The organism is Kitasatospora sp. NPDC091207 (genome assembly GCF_044768625.1).
Classification (GTDB): domain Bacteria; phylum Actinomycetota; class Actinomycetes; order Streptomycetales; family Streptomycetaceae; genus Kitasatospora.
This window is the reverse complement of sequence record NZ_JBIVVS010000003.1, coordinates 60,289-78,739: the sequence shown is the minus strand read 5'-3', so window position 1 is coordinate 78,739 and position 18,451 is coordinate 60,289. Positions and strand designations below refer to the sequence as shown.

The following is an 18,451-nucleotide window of genomic DNA, read 5'->3' as shown; positions in this document are numbered from 1 at the left end:
CCGCCCCATGCCCGCCACCCCCCTCACCCTGACCACCCGTGCCCTCCTGCTGGACATGGACGGCACGCTGGTCAACTCCGACGCCGTGGTCGAGCGCTGCTGGCACCGCTGGGCCGACCGGCACGGCGTCGACCCCGCCGAGGCACTCCGGCTCGCCCACGGCCGCCAGGGCCACGCCACCATGGCAGCCCTGCTGCCCGGGCGGCCGGCCGAACTCAACCACGCCGACAACGCCCGGATGCTCGCCGAGGAGAAGGCCGACGTCGAAGGCGTGGTGCCGATCCCCGGCGCCGCCGCCTTCCTCGCCACCCTGGCCGGCCTGCCGCACGCCCTGGTCACCTCCGCCGACGAGCCGCTCGCCCGGATCCGGATGGCCGCCGCCGGACTCCCGCTGCCGCCCGTCCTGGTCACGGCCGAGTCCGTCGGCGCCAGCAAGCCCGACCCGGAGGGCTTCCTCAAGGGCGCCGCCGCGCTCGGCTTCGCCCCCGCCGACTGCCTCGCCCTGGAGGACTCGTCGGCCGGGATAGCGGCCGCCGTGGCCGCCGGCATCCCCGTCCTCGGCATCGGCCCCCGCGCCGCGGCCCACCGCACCATCGCCCACGCCCTCACCCTGGAAGGGGTCACCGTCACCCCCGCCGGCGACGGCACCCTCACCGTCCACCTCGCCTGAGCGCCGGCGGCTACGCGGGCGGTCACCCCCGGCGCGGGGCCGGCACGGTTCGGCGAGGCCACCGAACCGCGATCGGTCCTGGCAGCGCGCGGCCGGGACGATGACCTCCCGGTCGGCACGGGCGGTCAGTAGTGGTACCGAGCCGCGAGAATGACGACCTCCTTGTCCGTCACCAGGTAGACGAGGCGGTGCTCGTCGTCGATCCGCCGCGACCACGCGCCAGGCAGGTGGTACTTCAAAGGTTCGGGCTTGCCGACTCCCGAGAAGGGGTCACGCTTGACGTCCTCGACGAGCTTGTTGATCCGGACCAGCATCTTGCGGTCGTTCTTGAGCCAGGACGTGTAGTCCTCCCAGCCCTGGTCCTCGAAGACAAGCCTCACGCGGCACCTGCATCCGCCGAGTCCGGATCGATCAGCTCGCGCTCCGACACGTCGATGTGAGCCAGGGCGTTCTCGTACGCCTTGAGCAGCCGACGGGCGTTCGCCGGAGAGCGCAGCAGGTACGAGCCCTCGCGCAGCGCCGCATAGTCCTCGGCCGAGACGAGCACGGCATTGCCGTGCTTCGAGACGATCTCGATGGCCTCGTGGTTCTCGTTGACCTTCTTGATCAGCGGAAAGAGTTCCTTGCGGGCTTCGCTCGCGGTGATGGACATGACCTGACCTCATCCCTCAAGTGGTACCTGATAACGTACCACTCTCGACACCCTCCGGCCGGGTCGGACGGCTGCTGGGTGGTCAGGTCTCCCAGCACCATCCCAGCGCGGGACACCGGAAGGGGTCGGCTCCCGACGGAGCCAACCCCTTCTGACCTGCGTGTTTGCCGCGTCAGAGACGTGGTGTCATGTCATCCGCTCAGGCGTTAGAACGGAACGTTCGACACAGCGCTCCCACCTGCGAAAACGTAGCTCCCACCGCTCTCATCCAACGCCGATCCAGCGCCGCACGAGTTCATCCAGCACAAGTGATGGGCCATCGCGAGCCCGTTGTGTACACATGGGACACTCGGTACGCTTGGGCGCATGACGCAGCCGCTGCCCAGAGAGTCCATCCGTGACGTGCGCGCCCACCTGGCCGAGGTCGTGGAGCGCGCGGACCGCGACGACGTACCCACGGTGATCACGCGCCGGGGCAGGGAAGTCGCCGCCGTCGTTTCCATCGAGGTACTGCGCAAGTACCAGGAGTGGGAAGAGCGCGAGATCAATCGGATCATCGACGAGCGCATGGCCAACCCCGCACCCGGCATCCCGATCGAGGACATCATGAGGGAGACGCTGGCGCGCGGTGAGTGAGTACCGAACCGTCTTCCGGCCCGAAGCGCAGGCCGAACTTCGGAAAATCCCTCGCGACATGGCCCTGCGCATCCTGGCCAAGCTGACCGAGTTGGAGACCGACCCGCTCGGTTTCAACACCACCGCGCTCGTGTCCCAGCCCGAGCGCCGCCGCCTGCGCGTCGGTGACTACCGCGTCGTCTACACGATCGACAACGGGGAGCTGGTCGTCTGGGTCGTTCATGTGGGACACCGGTCCACCGTTTACGAGACCTGATTTCCGCTGACCCGCGTCCGGGAATCCAGCACCCACCCGGCACGGGACACCGGAAGGGGTCGGCTCCCGACGGAGCCGACCCCTTCTGACCTGCATGTTTGCCGCGTCAGAGACGTGGTGTCATGTCATCCGCTCAGACGTTGAAGCGGAACTCCACGACGTCGCCGTCCTGCATGACGTACTCCTTGCCCTCGATGCGGGCCTTGCCCTTGCTGCGGGCCTCGGCGATGGAGCCGCAGGCGACCAGGTCGTCGAAGGAGATGATCTCCGCCTTGATGAAGCCCTTCTGGAAGTCGGTGTGGATCACACCGGCGGCCTCGGGGGCGGTGGCGCCCTTCTTGACGGTCCAGGCCCTGGTCTCCTTGGGGCCCGCGGTGAGGTAGCTCTGCAGGCCGAGGGTCTCGTAGCCGACCCGGCCGAGGGTGGCCATGCCGGTCTCCTCCTGGCCCATGGACTGGAGGAGCTCCAGCGCCTCGTCCTCGTCCATGCCGATCAGCTCGGACTCGATCTTGGCGTTCAGGAAGATCGCCTCGGCGGGGGCGACCAGGGCGCGCTGGGCCTCCTTGAACTCCTCGTCGACCAGCTCGTCCTCGTCGACGTTGAAGACGTAGAGGAAGGGCTTGGTGGTGAGCAGGTGCAGCTCGCGCACCGAGGAGGCGTCGAAGCCCGCCTCGAAGAGGGTCTTGCCGGTCTCCAGGATCTTCTGGGCGGCCTCGGCGGCGGCCAGCGTGGCGGCCGACTCCTTCTTCAGTCGGGCCTCCTTCTGGAGCCGCGGCAGCACCTTCTCGATCGACTGGAGGTCGGCGAGGATCAGCTCGGTGTTGATGGTCTCGATGTCGTCCTTCGGCGAGACCTTGCCGTCGACGTGCACCACGTCCGGGTCGACGAAGGCCCGGATGACCTGGCAGATCGCGTCCGACTCACGGATGTTCGCCAGGAACTTGTTGCCCAGGCCCTCACCGACCGAGGCGCCGCGCACGATGCCGGCGATGTCCACGAAGTCCACGGTCGCCGGGAGGATCCGCTGCGAACCGAAGATCTCGGCGAGCTTGTTCAGCCGGGCGTCCGGGACGCCGACGACGCCGACGTTCGGCTCGATGGTGGCGAACGGGTAGTTGGCCGCCAGCACGTCGTTCTTGGTCAGGGCGTTGAACAGGGTCGACTTGCCGACGTTCGGCAGGCCGACGATTCCGATCGTGAGCGACATGAAGCGCAGTCCCGTGGGCTTGGAGGAGTTGGTTCGGCACCGTGCGGGCCGATCCCCCAGTCTACGGGCAGCGGCTCAGGCCCCCGCTGTCGGCAGCGGCTCCAGGAACTCCAGGCGGTTACCGAGGTTGTCGGCGGCGTGGAAGCGGCGGTGACCAGGCAGATTGTCATCCCAGACGACCTCATGACCATGGGCGACCAGCAGCTCGGCGAGCGCGTCCAGCGCCCGGACCTGGAAGCCCGGGTGCCCCTTGCGGGCCGGCCGGAACTCCGGCACGACACCCAGGTGCACCTCGACCCCGCCGCCCCGGAACCAGCAACCACCGCGCGCGGCCAGCACCGGGGGCTTGACCAGCTCCGTCATGCCGAGCACGTCACGCCAGAAGGCACGGCACTCGTCCTCCGCCCCCGCCGGGATGTCGAGCTGGACGTGGTGAAGGCGTTCGAAGGCGAACCCGCTGGTCATGCATCCCCCTGGAGGAGTTGAGCGACGATCACACCAGTACTCCGTCCGGAGACACGGAGCAAGGTACCGACGCCCATTACACAGTGTGGCGATGATCGGACCGTACGTTGGGTGGGTGGAGCAGCGCATCCGAACCCAGCCGCCAGGGCCCAGACGCCGACCGCCGAACGGCGCGGCCGGGGCCGCCGTCCCCGGGCCCGGGCGGGCCCCCGAGACCGCCGAGGCCACCGCCGCGCCCGCGTCCCGGCTACGCCCCGTGGCCGGCGCGCCCGAGCGCGGCCGCCCCGGTGGTGCCCGGCCCCGGCTGCGCCTGCCGTTCGGACCGCGCCCCGGCGAGCGCGACGACCCCCGGGAGGACGCCCGCGGCGGCGAGCGCCGCGGTGAACGCACCGGCGAACGCGGTGGCGGCCGCCCGAACGGCCGCCTCTACGGGCGCCGGCGCAACGGGCGGCCGACCCGGCTGACGGCGGTCGGCACCGGGGTGGCCGCGACCGTCGCGACCGTCGCCCTGGCGGGCCTGGACCGGATGCTCTTCGGCGGTCTCGGGGTGCTGTTCGGCATCGGCTACCTGGTCATCTGCTTCCAGCTGGCGGTCCGGGTGCGCTTCGCCGACCTGCTGGCGGCCCCGATCAGCGGGCCGATCGCCTTCGCCGTCGCCCTGCTGCTGCTCGGCCCGGTCACCTCCTCGGGCGTGACCGCCCAGGTGGTGGCGCTGGCGACGGGCCTGGCCCTGCGGGCCGGCTGGCTGTTCACGGGTACCGGCCTGGCCGCGGCCATCGTGACCGCCCGGTTCGTGGCCCAGCGGCGGATCCACCGCGACCGCTGAGGAGTGGGGCGTCGGACCGGCCGACTTCCCACTCCCCGACGCATCACCTCCCGCGCCCCGCCGGCCCACCCGCTGGCACCCGCTCCGGCACCCGCTCCCGGCCGCCGCTCCCCGGCGCGCGGGCCCGACGGGTCAGGCCCGATGGTTCGGGCCCGACGGGTTTCAGGCGGAGGAGGCCCGGGCCGCCGCCATGGCCGCTCCGACGATCCCGGCGTCGTTGCGCAGCTCGGCCGGGACGATCCGCGCCTCCCGCTCGCGCAGCAGCGGCAGGAACCTCTCGTGCTTGCGGCTCACCCCGCCGCCGATCACGATCAGCTGCGGCGAGAACAGCATCTCCACCAGGTCGAGGTACTCGTCGACCCGGCCCGCCCACTGCTCCCAGCTCAGATCGTGCCGCTCCTTGGCCGCCGAGGAGGCCCGCCGCTCGGCGTCCTTGCCGCGCAGCTCCAGATGGCCCAGCTCGGTGTTGGGCACCAGCGTGCCGTCCACGAAGAGCGCGCTGCCGATGCCGGTGCCGAAGGTCAGGACCAGGACGACGCCCTGCCGGCCGCGGCCGGCCCCGTGGACGGTCTCGGCGAGCCCGGCCGCGTCGGCGTCGTTGAGCACCACGGCCGGCAGGTCGAGCGCCTCACGGAACAGGCCCGCGGCGTCCAGACCGATCCAGCCCTTGTCGACGTTGGCCGCGGTTCTGGTCTGTCCGTCCACCACCACGCCGGGGAAGGTCAGCCCGACCGGTCCCCGGTGGCCGAAGTGCCGGACCACCTCGCGGACGGCGGCGACCACGGCCTCCGGCGCCGAGGGGTGCGGGGTGAGGACCTTGTGGCGCTCCTGGGCGAGCACGCCCCGGGCCAGGTCGACGGGGGCTCCCTTGATGCCCGAACCGCCGATGTCCACACCGAATACCGCCGTCATGACGACCGCCCTCCGCCGTAACCGTTGTCCACAGGACCGCTGTGCACGAGCCCGTCGTCCACAGGCCTGTGCATACCTGTGCACAAAACTACGAGAGCCCGACCGGCCGTGCACAGCGGAAAACCCGGCATCCCGCGAGGGATACCGGGCTCTCCGGGAGGTCCGTCTACAGCTTGCCCGCGGCCTCGGCGCGCAGATCGCGGCGGAGCTCCTTGGGCAGCGAGAAGATCAGGTGCTCCTCGGCGGTCTTGACGGTCGACACGTCGCCGTAGCCGCGCGCGGCCAGCCAGTCCAGCACGCCGTCGACCAGGATCTCCGGCACCGAGGCGCCGCTGGTGAGGCCGACCGTGGTGACGCCGTCCAGCCAGGACTCCTGGATCTCGTCGGCGAAGTCCACCAGATGGGCGGCCTTGGCCCCGTACTCCAGGCCGACCTCGACCAGGCGGACGGAGTTGGAGGAGTTCTTGGAGCCGACCACGATCAGCAGGTCCGTCTCGGGCGCCATCTGCTTGACGGCGACCTGGCGGTTCTGGGTGGCGTAGCAGATGTCGTCGCTGGGCGGGCTGACCAGCAGCGGGAAGCGCTTCTTCAGCTCACCGACGGTGGCCATCGTCTCGTCCACCGAGAGGGTGGTCTGGGACAGCCAGACGACCTTGGACTCGTCGCGGACCTCGACCTTGGCGACGTCCTCGGCACCGTCCACCAGGTGGATCCGGTCCGGGGCCTCGCCCATGGTGCCGACAACCTCCTCATGGCCCTCGTGGCCCACCAGCAGGATGTCGTAGCCCTCGTCGGCGAACCGGACGGCCTCCTTGTGCACCTTGGTGACCAGCGGGCAGGTGGCGTCGACGGTGGCGAGCTTGCCGATCCGGGCCTCGTCGTGGACGGACGGCGCGACGCCGTGCGCGGAGAACACCACGATCGACCCCTCGGGCACCTCCTCCGTCTCGTCGACGAAGATCGCGCCCTGCTTCTCCAGGGTCTGGACCACGTACTTGTTGTGGACGATCTGCTTGCGGACGTAGATCGGCGCCCCGTACTGCTCCAGGGCCTTCTCCACGGCGATCACGGCGCGGTCGACGCCCGCGCAGTAGCCCCGGGGGGCGGCGAGCAGGACACGGCGCTGCGCGGTGTTGGACATGGCTCCATCGTACGGGCGGCAGCGAGCCGCGCCGACGGAAGGCGCTTTCGGGCGGTACTCGGTCACTGGTGCTCAAATGTGGAAGTTATGAGCGAGCGAGTCGACGCCGGCGGCCTGCGGCGCAGCCTGAGTGTCCGCGATCTGATGGTGTACGGGCTGCTGTTCATCGCCCCGATGGCACCGGTCGGGGTGTTCGGCGTGCTGGACGCCAAGAGCCACGGCGCGGTGGCGTCGGTCTATCTGGCGGCGACGATCGCGATGGGCTTCACCGCCTTCTCGTACGCCCAGATGGTGCGGGCGGTGCCGCAGACCGGTTCGGTGTTCGCCTACGCGCGGGCCGGCCTGGGCGAGGGGCCGGGGTTCATCGCCGGCTGGATGGCGATGCTGGACTACCTGCTGATCCCGGCCGTGGCGTACCTGTTCTCGGGCATCGCGCTGAACTCGCTGGTGCCGGACGTGTCGCGCTGGGTGTGGACGGCGCTGGCGGTGCTGGTCACCACCGCGCTCAACCTGGCGGGGGTGCGGACGGCGGCGGCGGTGGGCCTCGGGGTGCTGGCGCTGGAGATCGCGGTGCTGGCGGTGTTCGTGGTGGCGGCCGTGGTGGTGCTGGTGCGGGACGGGGCACAGCGCGGCTGGGACACGCCGTTCACGGCGGTCGGCGGCTTCTCGCTGACCGCCGTGATCTCGGCGGTCTCGGTGGCGGTCCTGTCGTACCTGGGCTTCGACGCGATCGCCACCTTCGTGGAGGAGGCGGTCGGCGCGTCGGCCGCGGTGGCCCGGGCGGTGCTGTGGTGCCTGGTGCTGGCCGGGGTGCTCTTCGTGGTGCAGACGTACCTGGCGGCGCTGCTGGAGCCGCTGACCCCGCAGCAGCTGGCGGCGGATCCGGCCGCGCAGGGCTCGGCCTTCTACGACACGGTGGAGAGCGGGATCGGGCACTGGCTGCACCTGCTGGTGGCGGCGAGCAAGGCGATCGGGGCGGCCTTCGCGGCGCTGGCCGGGCAGGCGGCGGCCGGCCGGCTGGTCTTCGCGATGGCCCGGGAGGGGCGGCTGCCGCGCTTCCTGGCCGCGGTGGACCCGGACTCGGCGGTGCCGCGCCGGGCGCTGCTGGTCGCGGCGGTGATCACGATGGGCGCGGCGGTCTGGGCGGCGAACCGGGACGACGGGCTGGACCAGCTGACCTCGGTGGTGAACGTCGGCGCGCTGACGGCCTTCGCGCTGCTGCAGGCCTCGGTGATCGGCTGGTACGTGGTGAAGCACGGCTCGCGGGACTGGCTGCGGCACCTGGTGGTGCCGCTGCTGGGCATCGCGGTGATCGGCGCGGTGGTCTACGAGGCCTCGCCCACCGCGCAGCTCGCCGGGGCGGTCTGGCTGGCGATCGGGCTCGTCGTGCTGCTCGTCCAGGGGGCCTCCGCTGTCGGCATCCGCCGTTAGCCTCGTACGCATGGCCAACACCAGCTCTCCCGAAGCCCCGCTCCCGGTCGGCAAGGTCTCCGCGCTGATCGGCGGCTGGGTCGACCGGCTCGGCGCGGTCTGGGTCGAGGGCCAGATCACCCAGCTCAGCCGGCGGCCCGGCGCGGGCGTGGTGTTCCTGACCCTGCGCGACCCGCAGGCCGACGTGTCGCTGACGGTGACGTGCTTCCGCTCGGTCTTCGACGAGGTCGCGGACGTGGTGCAGGAGGGCTCCCGGGTCGTCGTGCACGCCAAGCCGGAGTGGTACGCGGCCCGCGGCCAGCTCTCGCTGCGGGCGGCCGAGATCCGGCTGGTGGGGCTCGGCGAGCTGCTGGCCCGGCTGGAGCAGCTGAAGCGGCGCCTCGCCGGGGAGGGCCTGTTCGCGGCCGAGCGGAAGCGTCCGCTGCCGTTCCTGCCGCAGTGCGTCGGCCTGGTCACCGGGCGCGGCTCGGCGGCCGAGCGGGACGTGCTGGAGAACGCCCGGCGACGCTGGCCGGCCGTCCGTTTCGAGGTGCGCAACGTCCCGGTGCAGGGCGTCAGCGCGGTCGAGCGGGTCGGCGCGGCGGTGCGCGAGCTGGACGAACACCCCGAGGTGGACGTGATCATCGTGGCCCGGGGCGGCGGCAGCGTGGAGGACCTGCTGCCGTTCTCGGACGAGGCCCTGGTGCGGCTGGTCGCGGCCACCCGGACGCCGGTGGTCAGCGCGATCGGGCACGAGCCGGACCAGCCGCTGCTGGACTTCGTCGCCGACCTGCGCGCCTCCACCCCGACCGATGCCGCCAAACGGGTGGTGCCGGACGTCGGCGAGGAGCTGGCCAAGGTCCTGGCCCTGCGCGACCGGGGCCGGCGGCAGGTGCTCGGCCGGGTCGAGCGCGAGCGGCACGGTCTGGACGGGGTGCGCAGCCGCCCGGCACTGGCCGCGCCGCACCGGATGCTGGACGGCCGCGGCCAGGAGGTGGGGGCCCTGCTGGAGCGGGCCCGGCGCACCTTGCGGCACCGCTTGGACCACGCGCAGAGCGACCTCGGGCACACCCTGGCGCGGGTGGTCGCCCTCTCCCCCGCCGCCACCCTGGAGCGCGGCTACGCGGTGCTGCAGCGCGCCGACGGCACGGTGGTGACCGATCCGGCCCAGGTCGCGGAGGGCGACGCGCTGCACGCCCGGGTGGCGGGCGGCGGCCTCGACGTGACGGCCGGCCCTCAGTCGTAGGAGCGCTGGCGGGAGAGCGGGACGGAGTGCTCGCCGAAGCCGAGGCTGCGGTAGAGCGCCTCGCCGCCACTGCTGGCGTGCAGGTCGATCCGGCCGACCCGGCGGCTGTCGAACCAGTCGACGAGCGCCTCGGTGCAGGCGCGGGCATAGCCGCGCAGCCGGTGGCCCGGGTCGGTGCAGATGTTGAAGACGAAGCCGAACCGCCCGTCCGGGTTGCCGGGGGCGGGCAGCCGCTGCTCCAGGGTGCCGACGGCACAGGCGGCGAGCGCGCCGGGTCGCCCCGGGTCGTCGACCACGAAGGACGGCATGGTGAGCCGCTCGGCCGGGACGGCGAGACGGTCGCGCAGGATCGCCTCGGTGCTCGCCTGCCAGGGCCCGGGGCCGGCCAGGTCGGCCATCGTGGGCATGGCCTCGAACATCAGGTTGCGCAGCCGGACGAGCTCGGGCGCGTCGGCCGGGACGGCGGGGCGTACGTCGATCATGCGGCGCAGGCTAGCCGCGACGACCGGTCGGGTGCATCCGTTTTCGCCCGGCCGCGGCCGTTCTGTCGGCGCGAAGCCCTACGCTGGCTGGCATGGCTGAGCAGGAGCAGGTGGAGGCGGCGCCTCGGACGCCGGACGACGCGCTGGGGTACGAGCACGCCCGGGACGCGCTGCTGGAGGTCGTCCGGCAGCTGGAGAACGGCGGCACCTCGCTGGAGGAGTCGCTGGCGCTCTGGGAGCGCGGCGAGCAGCTGGCGAAGGTCTGCCAGCGCTGGCTGGACGGCGCCCGGGCCCGGCTGGACGCCGCGCTGGCCGCCGAGGAGGACGGCTCCGCGCCGGAGTGACGCACCCGAGTGACGCGCCGGGTCGTCGGGGGATGACCGGGTGACGCGCATCACAGCACCCCGAGGAACAGTTGAAAGTTCACTTATGTTGGGATCAAGTGATCGGCGCCGCCGGTCGACCAGACGAACCCCGTCCCGCATGAGGTGCAGACAAGCATGACCACCGACGCCCTGGTACTCGACGCCGCCGCTCAGGACCTGCTGTTCCGCGACGCCCGCACCGCGAACACCTTCACCGACGAGCCGGTCTCCGAGGAGCAGATCCGGGCCATTTACGAGCTGGTCAAGTTCGGCCCGACCGCCTTCAACCAGCAGCCGCTGCGCGTCGTCCTGGTCCGCTCGGCCGAGGGCCGCGAGCGCCTCGTCCAGCACCTGGCCGACGGCAACAAGGCCAAGACCGCCGCCGCCCCGCTGGTCGCCATCCTGGCCGTGGACAACGAGTTCCACGAGGAGCTGCCGACCCAGCTGCCGCACTTCCCGCAGGCCAAGGACCTCTTCTTCACCGAGCGTCCGGTCCGCGAGTCCTCCGCGGTGCTGAACGGCGCCCTGCAGGCCGGCTACTTCATCGTCGGCGTGCGCGCCGCCGGTCTGGCCGCCGGCCCGATGACCGGCTTCAACGCCGAGGGCATCAACAAGGAGTTCTTCGCCGACGGCGAGCACTCGGTGCTGGCCGTGGTGAACATCGGCAAGCCGGGCGAGGACGCCTGGTTCCCGCGTTCGCCGCGCCTGGCCTACGACGAGGTCGTCACCACCGTCTGACCGCCGGCACGCAGGAAGGGCCCGCACCGTTCGACCGGTGCGGGCCCTTCCGCATGTTCCGCCGCCGCGGGGGGCGCGCTACTTGAGCGCCTGCGCCAGCTCGGCCAGCTCCTCGTACGAGGCGGTGCCGGTGAGCACGGTGGTGCCGCCGTCGCCCTGGCGGACGAGCGCGCGGGACTTGTCGCCCTGGACCCGCTCCCAGGCCTGCCCGGCCACCTCGGAGCTGCCGTCCGGCTTGCCGGCGGCCACCAGCGCGCCGACCAGCTTGTCGCGCTCCATGTCGCTCTGCTCGACCGCCGCGTACTGGCCGGCGGGGGTGACGAAGCCCAGGTGCCAGGCGTTGCCCCGGCCGCCGCCCAGCGCCGCCGGGTCGTACTTGACCGAGGTGGCGCGCCACGTGTCGGAGAGGCCCTCGGGGGAGAGCAGCGAGTACGGCGCGGCACGCTTCGCCGAGGCCGCGGCCACCTTGTACTCGACCGTGCGCACACCGTCGCCGTCGGCGTCGTGCGGCAGGAACAGGTACCCGACCCAGACCACCAAACCGACGGCCAGCATCGACAGGACCATGTCCCGTACCGACTGCCGGCTCCTCATGCCCTTGCTCTCTCCAGCCACCCCCACATGGTGACTCATCCCTTACGGGCGACCGGCACCCGGGGTGCCCACGTACGGGTGATCCGGGGCGAAGCGGCCGATTCCCGCCCGGGGTGGGGACCCGCGCCACAGACAGTCATCTCGTGGGCAGATACGATCGCAGGACCCTCACCACGGCGTTCGACCTGGCAGTAGTCGGGCGCTCACTGGCCGTCGCGTACAGAGAGGTAACGACGATGACCACGCAGTACCCGCACAATCTCCCCAGCGCCCTTGAGGTCGCTCCCGAGGCTCCCGACCGGAACCTCGCGCTCGAACTCGTCCGGGTCACCGAGGCGGCCGCGATGGCCGCCGGCCGCTGGGTCGGCCGTGGCGACAAGAACGGCGCCGACGGCGCCGCGGTCAAGGCCATGCGCACGCTCGTCTCCACCGTCTCGATGAACGGTGTCGTCGTCATCGGCGAGGGCGAGAAGGACGAAGCACCGATGCTCTACAACGGCGAGCGGGTCGGCGACGGCACCGGCGCCGAGTGCGACGTCGCGGTGGACCCGGTCGACGGGACCACCCTCACCGCCAAGGGCATGAACAACGCCGTGGCCGTGCTGGCGGTGGCCGACCGGGGCACCATGTTCGACCCGAGCGCCGTGTTCTACATGGACAAGCTCGTGGCCGGCCCGGAGGCCGCCGAGTTCGTCGACATCACGGCGCCGGCGGCCGTCAACATCCGCCGGGTCGCCAAGGCCAAGGGCAGTGCCGTCGAGGACGTCACCGTGGTCATCCTCGACCGGCCGCGCCACGAGGGCCTGGTCCAGGAGATCCGCGAGGCGGGTGCCCGGATCAAGTTCATCTCCGACGGCGACGTGGCCGGCGCCATCATGGCGGCCCGCGAGGGCACCGGCGTCGACCTGCTGATGGGCGTCGGCGGCACCCCCGAGGGCATCATCGCGGCCTGCGCGATGAAGTGCATGGGCGGCGTGATCCAGGGCCGGCTCTGGCCCAAGGACGAGGCCGAGCGGCAGAAGGCCCTCGACGCGGGCCACGACCTGGACCGGGTGCTCACCACCAACGACCTGGTCAGCGGCGAGAACGTGTTCTTCGTCGCCACCGGCATCACCGACGGTGAGCTGCTGCGCGGCGTGCACTACCGCCAGGAGACCGCCACCACCAGCTCGCTGGTGATGCGCTCCAAGAGCGGCACGATCCGGGAGATCCACTCCACCCACAAGCTGTCCAAGCTGCGGGCGTACAGCGCGATCGACTTCGACCGCGCCAACTGAACCGACCCTCCCGGCCGCGTTCCACCGCCCCGCGGCTTCGGCGAAATCCCCCTTCGCCGAAGCCGCGGGGCGTTCGCGTACCGCGGGGCGCTCGCCGGCCCCCGCTCAGCCCGCGATCCGGCTGCGGGCGGCCGGGATCCGGGCGGCCTCGTGCAGATCCGCGTCCCGGCGCCTCCGGCGGGCCAGCACCACCCGGCGCTCGGCGGCCGTCAGCCCGCCCCACACCCCGTACGGCTCCGGCTGCGCCAGCGCGTGCTCCCGGCACTCCAGCAGCACCGGGCAGCGCGCGCAGACCTGCTTCGCCTGCTCCTCGCGGGAGAGCCGGGCCGCCGTCGGCTCCTTGGAAGGGGCGAAGAACAGCCCCACCTCGTCCCGCCGGCAGGCCGCGCCGGTGTGCCAGGGGTTGTCGTCGCCCTGCGACTGGGCAGCCGGCGGGCGCTCCAGCACCTGGGCGGCGATGACGGACGAAGTGGTGCGGGACTCGATCGGACGCAGCACGGCCGTACTCCTGACGAGGCTCTCGGACACGGGGAAGCTCGCTCCCCTGCCCGGCTGCGAGCCCCCGCTCTTCACCCCCCGAGCCGGCCTCAGGCCGCCTCCGGTGCGCAGCCGTACAAGAAGCGATGTGCGAGAGGAACTACCCCGCCGTACCGCGATTCATGCACACTGCACGCAATCGACTACAGCCTGCACTCGCCGCAACGCCGAGTGCCCGGGCGGGAGTTGCTTCGGCCCAGGCACCCGACTCGGGCCCGCCTAGTCGGTGCCGAGCTGCTTGCGCACCCATTCCTTGAGCTTCTTGCCCTTGCGTGGCTTGGCCTCGCAGCCCCCGAACACCGCGACTCCCTTGACCCGGACGACCGGCGCGTACGGGTCGGCGGCCGTCTGTTCCTTGACGTCGAAGCCGCCGAAGATGCCGACCCCGCTGCCGTGCAGACTGACGTTCTCCGGCACCTTGATCTCGACACCGCCGAAGATGGCGATCACCTCGATCTCCACCTCGGGCGACTCGAACACGGCGTCGGTCAGGTCGATCTCGACACCGCCGAACACCGCGACCGCCCGCAGGCGCGAGCCGACCCGCCAGCGGCCCCGGCGGGAGGCCCCGCCGAAGATCGCCACCATGGTCGGCGCCTCCTGACGGGCCGGCAGCCGCACCGGTCCGGACGGCCGGTCGGCCGGGGCGCCCAGCGGGGCCTTCTCGAAGGAGATCGCCCGGTGCGCGGGGAGGTCCCGGGTGAGCGGGACGAGATCGCCCAGCGTCTTGGCCCCGTAGGCGGCCTCGATCCGCTCGGCGTGCTCGTCCACGTTCAGCCGGCCCTCGGCGTAGGCGTCACGCAGCAGCTCCGCGACCCGCTCGCGGTCGGCGTCCGAGGCCCGCAGCTCGGCCTCCGCGACCGGGGCCCGATCGGTCCGGACGGGAGGCTCGGCCCCCGGCTTGGTCATGGGTACGGGCGACTGCCCCTGGTCGTCCTGCGACGGCGAGTTGTCCACGGGCCAAGCCTAGTCAACCGGGCAAGTCCCGTACGCGTGTCCGAGTGACCCCGGTCACGCAGGCGGACCTGTCCGCGTGCGACGTTCCGGCGGGTCCTACCCTTGAGGGTGCTTCGCCGACGCAGCCGGATCACTGGAACACTAAGGACCGCCCCCATGGCTCCCACGCCGGATTTCGAGTACAGCGACCTGCTCCCCCTGGGCGCTGACCCGACCCCGTACCGAAAGCTGACCTCCGAAGGTGTCTCCACCTTCGAGGCCGGCGATCGCACCTTCCTCCAGGTCGAGCCCGAGGCCCTGCGGCTGCTCACCGCCGAGGCGATGCACGACATCTCGCACTACCTGCGCCCCGCCCACCTCGCCCAGCTGCGGCGGATCCTGGACGACCCGGAGGCCAGCCCCAACGACCGCTTCGTCGCGCTGGACCTGCTGAAGAACGTCAACATCTCGGCCGGCGGCATCCTGCCGATGTGCCAGGACACCGGCACCGCGATCGTCATGGGCAAGCGCGGCCAGGGCGTGCTGACCCGGGGCGGTGACGAGAGCGCGATCGCCCGCGGCGTCTTCGACGCGTACACCAAGCTCAACCTGCGGTACTCCCAGATGGCCCCGGTGACCATGTGGGACGAGAAGAACACCGGCACCAACCTGCCGGCCCAGATCGAGCTGTACGCGACCGACGGCGACGCCTACAAGTTCCTGTTCATGGCGAAGGGCGGCGGCTCGGCCAACAAGTCGTACCTGTACCAGGAGACCAAGGCGATCCTGAACGAGGCCAGCATGCTCTCGTTCCTGGAGCAGAAGATCCGCTCGCTCGGCACCGCCGCCTGCCCGCCGTACCACCTGGCCATCGTGATCGGCGGCACCAGCGCCGAGTTCGCGCTGAAGACCGCCAAGTACGCCTCCGCGCACTACCTGGACAACCTGCCGACCGAGGGCAACGCCCGTACCGGCCACGGGTTCCGGGACCTGGACCTGGAGGCCAAGGTCACCGAGCTCACCCAGAAGATCGGCATCGGCGCGCAGTTCGGCGGCAAGTACTTCTGCCACGACGTGCGGGTCGTCCGCCTGCCGCGCCACGGCGCCTCGCTGCCGGTCGCGATGGCCGTCTCCTGCTCGGCCGACCGCCAGGCGCTGGGCAAGATCACCGCCGAGGGCGTCTTCCTGGAGCAGTTGGAGACCGACCCGGCGAAGTACCTGCCGGACACCACCGACGATCACCTCGACGACGACGTGGTCCGGATCGACCTCGACCAGCCGATGTCCGCGATCCGCGCCGAGCTGTCCAAGTACCCCGTCAAGACCCGGCTCTCGCTCACCGGCACGCTGGTCGTCGCGCGCGACATCGCGCACGCCAAGATCAAGGAGCGCCTGGACGCCGGCGAGGGCATGCCCAAGTACCTCCAGGACCACCCGGTCTACTACGCCGGCCCGGCCAAGACCCCCGAGGGCTTCGCCTCCGGCTCCTTCGGCCCCACCACGGCCGGCCGGATGGACTCCTACGTCGACCAGTTCCAGGCGGCCGGCGGCTCGATGGTCATGCTCGCCAAGGGCAACCGCAGCAAGCAGGTCACCGACGCGTGCGCCGCGCACGGCGGCTTCTACCTCGGCTCCATCGGCGGCCCGGCGGCCCGGCTGGCCCAGGACTGCATCAAGAAGGTCGAGGTGCTGGAGTACGCCGAGCTGGGCATGGAGGCCGTCTGGCGCATCGAGGTGGAGGACTTCCCGGCCTTCGTCGTGGTGGACGACAAGGGCAACGACTTCTTCCGCGAGACCACCGAGGGCCCGCTGATCACCAGCCTGCGGGTGCGCTCCAAGGAGTAGCCGCGACGCCTCCCGCACGTTCCACCGCCCGCCCCGGCCGCGCACTCCGCGACCGGGGCGGGGCCGCCCCGTCCGGGCGCCTCAGGCGTCGAAGTCGTACTCCAGCACGTAGGACGCCGCGTCGAGCGTCATCTCGTTGAGCTCGACGACCTGCCCCTCGTCGGCGAACGCGGTGCGGCAGATCAGGATGACCGGCGTGCCCGCCGACAGCTCCAGCCGGGCCCCCTCCTCCGCGCTGGGCATCCGCGACCGGACCTCCTCGCGGAAGTGCACCGGTTTGGCGCCGATCTCGGCGAGGCGCGCGTAGGTGCCGCCCGGACCGGTGTCCTCACGGGTGATCGCCGTCCCGGCGACCAGGCCCGCCGGCAGGTAGGAGGTGGACAGCAGCACCGGCTTGCCGTCCAGCACGAACCGTCTGTGCCGCACGCACATCGGCGCGCCCGGGTCGACCCCGAGCACCCGCGCCACGTGCTCCGGCGCCCCCTGCTCGGTGACCGACACCTGGTCCACCACCAGCGTCCGGTTGTCGATGTCCGCCGACCATATCGACCGCCCCGACCCCCACTGCCCCTGCGCGAGCCGCTGGATCCCGCGCCGCCGCAGCGGCCGGAAGTCCCGGACGAAGACCCCCGCGCCCTTGCGCGCCTCCGCGATGCCCTCGCTCTGCAGGACGCCGAGCGCCTGGCGGGCGGTCATCCGGGCCACCCCGTAGGTGTCCATGAGGTCGTTCTCGCCGGGCAGCCGGTCGCCGGCCCGGTACTCGCCGCTGTCGATGGCCGCCTTGAGCGAGTCGGCGATCCGCTGGTACTTGGGCTGTTTCCCGCCGCTGCTGCCGACCATCGCCTGCTCCCTCGTCCTCGCCAGAAATCGTAGGCGTCCCCGCGGCCGCCGGTAAGCCGGTATGACCGGTCAGGCCGTTGACATCTCTAGAGATATTAGCTTCTCTAGAGATGCTGGGTAGTCGCCGAGCAGAACACAGGCACCGACAGCGACCAGGGCCGGCGCATCCACCGCCGTGTCCGCACCAGAGCAAGGAGCACTGCGGTGAGCACCCGTAAGCGCAACGCCGCGGCCTACCGACCGCGTGTGGGTGAACTCGTCCTCGACGCCAGGACCGGACGCACCGGCATCTACATGGACACCCTCGGCGGAGAGCACTACCTGCGGCCCCCGGGGGGCGGCCGCGAGTGGACCGCCCCGCCCGACCGCGTCGGCCCGGCACCGGACCCGTCCCCCGACGACCCCGACCCGGACCGCCCCCACCCCGCGCTGGAGAACCGGGCCCGGCTGAGCGCCCGGCTCGCGGCCCGCAACCGGGACTCACGCCTCAACGAGAGCCGGGTCGCCTGAGGGGCCGCGCCCCCGGCGGGTGGCCGGATCCGGTCACCCGCCGGGGGCGCGGCCCGACCGGGCGGCACGGCGCCGACCGGCCGCGGAACGCGGACCGGGCCGCCCGCCGTGGAGGCGGGCGGCCCGGATCCGGGACCGCGGGTGCTACGGGTGCTACGGACGGCTGTTGATCACGCCGAACGGCTCGTAGGGCTTCTCCGACTTCTCGTCGGCGTGCTCCGGCTCGGCGACCTCGCCGCCCATCAGCTCCTGCGGGTCGACGTGCGCCTCCTCGGCCGGGACGATGTGTCCGGCGACGTTGGCCGCCGCCTCGTCCACCACCTGGGTGTCCGCGGTGACGGGCGAGGTGGTCTCCGGCGCGGCCGACGGTGTCGCGGTGCTGGTGGGCTCGTTCTCGGCCATGGAGTGGCTGCCTTTCAGGTCATCGGGATTCGCTCGCGCCCGACCGAACTCGACCCAGGCGCCCGGACAGTATCGTTGGAGCCGCTAAATGTCCTATAAACATCGCGCCGCTTGTGCTGTTCTCCAGTGTTTGCAGCCGTCCGCCTAAGCTGATGCACCGCAGCGGGACCGCCGAACGCCCCGCGCGTCGCGCCTGCCGTCACAGGTCATCGGGGGAATTTCATGGAGCCTCAGGAAACGCCGCACAGCAACACGCTGCGCTTCCAGGTGCTCGGTCCGGTGCAGGCACGGCGCGGCCAGGAGGCCTTGGCACTCGGGTCCCCGCAGCAGCAGGCGGTACTGACCTGCCTGCTGCTGCAACAAGGCCGACTCGTCACCACGCAGGACCTTGTCGACGGGATCTGGGGAGAAAGGCCCCCACCGCAGGCAATTGCCGCATTGCGGACTTATGTTTCCCGTCTGCGAACCGTCATCGAGCCCCATCGGGAGGTCCGCGCACCCGCC

General features: G+C 71.8%; 23 protein-coding genes and 1 pseudogene. 12 read left to right on the top strand and 12 right to left on the bottom strand.

The window, feature by feature from the left end:
* Positions 1–7 precede the first annotated feature (7 nt).
* Positions 8–670, top strand: a complete 663-nt coding sequence (locus tag ACIQTO_RS08025; protein ID WP_402384453.1) for an HAD-IA family hydrolase — start codon at positions 8–10, stop codon at positions 668–670.
* A 125-nt stretch (positions 671–795) separates the two neighbouring features.
* On the opposite strand, the gene ACIQTO_RS08020 is transcribed toward ACIQTO_RS08025, so the two are convergent.
* Positions 796–1,050, bottom strand: coding sequence for a Txe/YoeB family addiction module toxin (locus tag ACIQTO_RS08020; protein WP_402384451.1), 255 nt, complete (start codon positions 1,048–1,050; stop codon positions 796–798).
* Entirely contained in the window at positions 1,047–1,322 is a 276-nt protein-coding gene (locus tag ACIQTO_RS08015; protein ID WP_402384448.1) for a type II toxin-antitoxin system Phd/YefM family antitoxin, read from the bottom strand. The genes ACIQTO_RS08020 and ACIQTO_RS08015 overlap by 4 nt, the downstream gene beginning before the upstream one ends.
* Positions 1,323–1,688: 366 nt before the next feature.
* On the opposite strand from ACIQTO_RS08015, the gene ACIQTO_RS08010 reads away from it, so the two are divergent.
* Both ACIQTO_RS08010 and ACIQTO_RS08005 read left to right on the top strand, forming a co-directional pair.
* A complete protein-coding gene (locus ACIQTO_RS08010; RefSeq protein ID WP_402384445.1) occupies positions 1,689–1,958 on the top strand; it encodes a type II toxin-antitoxin system Phd/YefM family antitoxin in 270 nt (89 codons plus the stop codon).
* Positions 1,951–2,214: a type II toxin-antitoxin system RelE/ParE family toxin gene (locus ACIQTO_RS08005; RefSeq protein WP_054221840.1), complete on the top strand. Its 264-nt coding sequence runs from the start codon at positions 1,951–1,953 to the stop codon at positions 2,212–2,214. Before ACIQTO_RS08010 ends, ACIQTO_RS08005 begins: the two co-directional genes overlap by 8 nt.
* A 133-nt stretch (positions 2,215–2,347) precedes the next feature.
* Here ACIQTO_RS08005 and ychF read toward each other — a convergent pair whose 3' ends face one another.
* Both ychF and ACIQTO_RS07995 read right to left on the bottom strand, forming a co-directional pair.
* Positions 2,348–3,421 (bottom strand): redox-regulated ATPase YchF, encoded by a 1,074-nt coding sequence (gene ychF / locus ACIQTO_RS08000; protein WP_402384442.1) that lies wholly within the window; start codon positions 3,419–3,421, stop codon positions 2,348–2,350.
* Positions 3,422–3,496: 75 nt separating this feature from the next.
* Positions 3,497–3,886, bottom strand: coding sequence for a VOC family protein (locus tag ACIQTO_RS07995; RefSeq protein WP_402384439.1), 390 nt, complete (start codon positions 3,884–3,886; stop codon positions 3,497–3,499).
* Between the two features lie 115 nt (positions 3,887–4,001).
* On the opposite strand from ACIQTO_RS07995, the gene ACIQTO_RS07990 reads away from it, so the two are divergent.
* The gene (locus tag ACIQTO_RS07990; RefSeq protein ID WP_402384436.1) at positions 4,002–4,712 is read left to right on the top strand and encodes a DUF6542 domain-containing protein; all 711 of its coding nucleotides are present in this window, start codon (positions 4,002–4,004) and stop codon (positions 4,710–4,712) included.
* Between the two features lie 162 nt (positions 4,713–4,874).
* Here ACIQTO_RS07990 and ppgK read toward each other — a convergent pair whose 3' ends face one another.
* Positions 4,875–5,624, bottom strand: a complete 750-nt coding sequence (gene ppgK / locus ACIQTO_RS07985; protein ID WP_402384433.1) for a polyphosphate--glucose phosphotransferase — start codon at positions 5,622–5,624, stop codon at positions 4,875–4,877.
* A 166-nt stretch (positions 5,625–5,790) separates the two neighbouring features.
* Positions 5,791–6,765, bottom strand: coding sequence for a 4-hydroxy-3-methylbut-2-enyl diphosphate reductase (locus ACIQTO_RS07980; protein ID WP_402384430.1), 975 nt, complete (start codon positions 6,763–6,765; stop codon positions 5,791–5,793).
* 87 nt (positions 6,766–6,852) lie between these two features.
* On the opposite strand from ACIQTO_RS07980, the gene ACIQTO_RS07975 reads away from it, so the two are divergent.
* Positions 6,853–8,196 (top strand): APC family permease, encoded by a 1,344-nt coding sequence (locus tag ACIQTO_RS07975; protein WP_402384428.1) that lies wholly within the window; start codon positions 6,853–6,855, stop codon positions 8,194–8,196.
* A 10-nt stretch (positions 8,197–8,206) separates the two neighbouring features.
* A complete protein-coding gene (gene xseA / locus ACIQTO_RS07970) occupies positions 8,207–9,421 on the top strand; it encodes an exodeoxyribonuclease VII large subunit (protein ID WP_402384425.1) in 1,215 nt (404 codons plus the stop codon).
* Here xseA and ACIQTO_RS07965 read toward each other — a convergent pair.
* Positions 9,412–9,903, bottom strand: a complete 492-nt coding sequence (locus ACIQTO_RS07965) for a GNAT family N-acetyltransferase (protein WP_402384422.1) — start codon at positions 9,901–9,903, stop codon at positions 9,412–9,414. The genes xseA and ACIQTO_RS07965 overlap by 10 nt on opposite strands.
* Positions 9,904–9,995: 92 nt before the next feature.
* Between ACIQTO_RS07965 and ACIQTO_RS07960 the strand changes: the two genes are divergently transcribed.
* Both ACIQTO_RS07960 and ACIQTO_RS07955 read left to right on the top strand, forming a co-directional pair.
* Entirely contained in the window at positions 9,996–10,247 is a 252-nt protein-coding gene (locus ACIQTO_RS07960) for an exodeoxyribonuclease VII small subunit (protein WP_402384421.1), read from the top strand.
* A gap of 156 nt (positions 10,248–10,403) precedes the next feature.
* Positions 10,404–11,006, top strand: coding sequence for a malonic semialdehyde reductase (locus ACIQTO_RS07955; RefSeq protein WP_402384418.1), 603 nt, complete (start codon positions 10,404–10,406; stop codon positions 11,004–11,006).
* A 78-nt stretch (positions 11,007–11,084) separates the two neighbouring features.
* Here ACIQTO_RS07955 and ACIQTO_RS07950 read toward each other — a convergent pair whose 3' ends face one another.
* Positions 11,085–11,621 (bottom strand): DUF4245 domain-containing protein, encoded by a 537-nt coding sequence (locus ACIQTO_RS07950; RefSeq protein ID WP_402384415.1) that lies wholly within the window; start codon positions 11,619–11,621, stop codon positions 11,085–11,087.
* A 215-nt stretch (positions 11,622–11,836) separates the two neighbouring features.
* Here ACIQTO_RS07950 and glpX point away from each other — a divergent pair, with 215 nt between their 5' ends.
* Entirely contained in the window at positions 11,837–12,877 is a 1,041-nt protein-coding gene (glpX, locus tag ACIQTO_RS07945; protein ID WP_402384412.1) for a class II fructose-bisphosphatase, read from the top strand.
* A 105-nt stretch (positions 12,878–12,982) separates the two neighbouring features.
* On the opposite strand, the gene ACIQTO_RS07940 is transcribed toward glpX, so the two are convergent.
* Together ACIQTO_RS07940 and ACIQTO_RS07935 are read right to left on the bottom strand one after the other, a co-directional pair.
* Positions 12,983–13,375, bottom strand: a complete 393-nt coding sequence (locus ACIQTO_RS07940) for a WhiB family transcriptional regulator (protein ID WP_402385215.1) — start codon at positions 13,373–13,375, stop codon at positions 12,983–12,985.
* A 258-nt stretch (positions 13,376–13,633) separates the two neighbouring features.
* Positions 13,634–14,371, bottom strand: coding sequence for a DUF1707 domain-containing protein (locus tag ACIQTO_RS07935; protein WP_402384409.1), 738 nt, complete (start codon positions 14,369–14,371; stop codon positions 13,634–13,636).
* Between the two features lie 156 nt (positions 14,372–14,527).
* Between ACIQTO_RS07935 and ACIQTO_RS07930 the strand changes: the two genes are divergently transcribed.
* On the top strand, positions 14,528–16,195 hold the full coding sequence (locus ACIQTO_RS07930) for a fumarate hydratase (protein WP_402384406.1): 1,668 nt from the start codon (positions 14,528–14,530) through the stop codon (positions 16,193–16,195).
* Positions 16,196–16,276: 81 nt separating this feature from the next.
* On the opposite strand, the gene ACIQTO_RS07925 is transcribed toward ACIQTO_RS07930, so the two are convergent.
* Positions 16,277–17,035 carry a GntR family transcriptional regulator gene (locus ACIQTO_RS07925; protein ID WP_402384404.1) on the bottom strand — a complete coding sequence of 253 codons (759 nt, stop codon included), beginning with the start codon at positions 17,033–17,035 and terminating at the stop codon, positions 16,277–16,279.
* Positions 17,036–17,239: 204 nt separating this feature from the next.
* Here ACIQTO_RS07925 and ACIQTO_RS07920 point away from each other — a divergent pair, with 204 nt between their 5' ends.
* A complete protein-coding gene (locus ACIQTO_RS07920; protein ID WP_402384401.1) occupies positions 17,240–17,545 on the top strand; it encodes a hypothetical protein in 306 nt (101 codons plus the stop codon).
* A gap of 153 nt (positions 17,546–17,698) precedes the next feature.
* Here the strand turns inward: ACIQTO_RS07920 and ACIQTO_RS07915 are convergent, their stop codons facing one another.
* Positions 17,699–17,947 (bottom strand): hypothetical protein, encoded by a 249-nt coding sequence (locus ACIQTO_RS07915; protein WP_402384400.1) that lies wholly within the window; start codon positions 17,945–17,947, stop codon positions 17,699–17,701.
* A gap of 222 nt (positions 17,948–18,169) precedes the next feature.
* On the opposite strand from ACIQTO_RS07915, the pseudogene ACIQTO_RS07910 reads away from it, so the two are divergent.
* Positions 18,170–18,418 (top strand): annotated as a pseudogene (locus ACIQTO_RS07910) (winged helix-turn-helix domain-containing protein); the annotation flags it as partial.
* Positions 18,419–18,451: the final 33 nt, after the last annotated feature.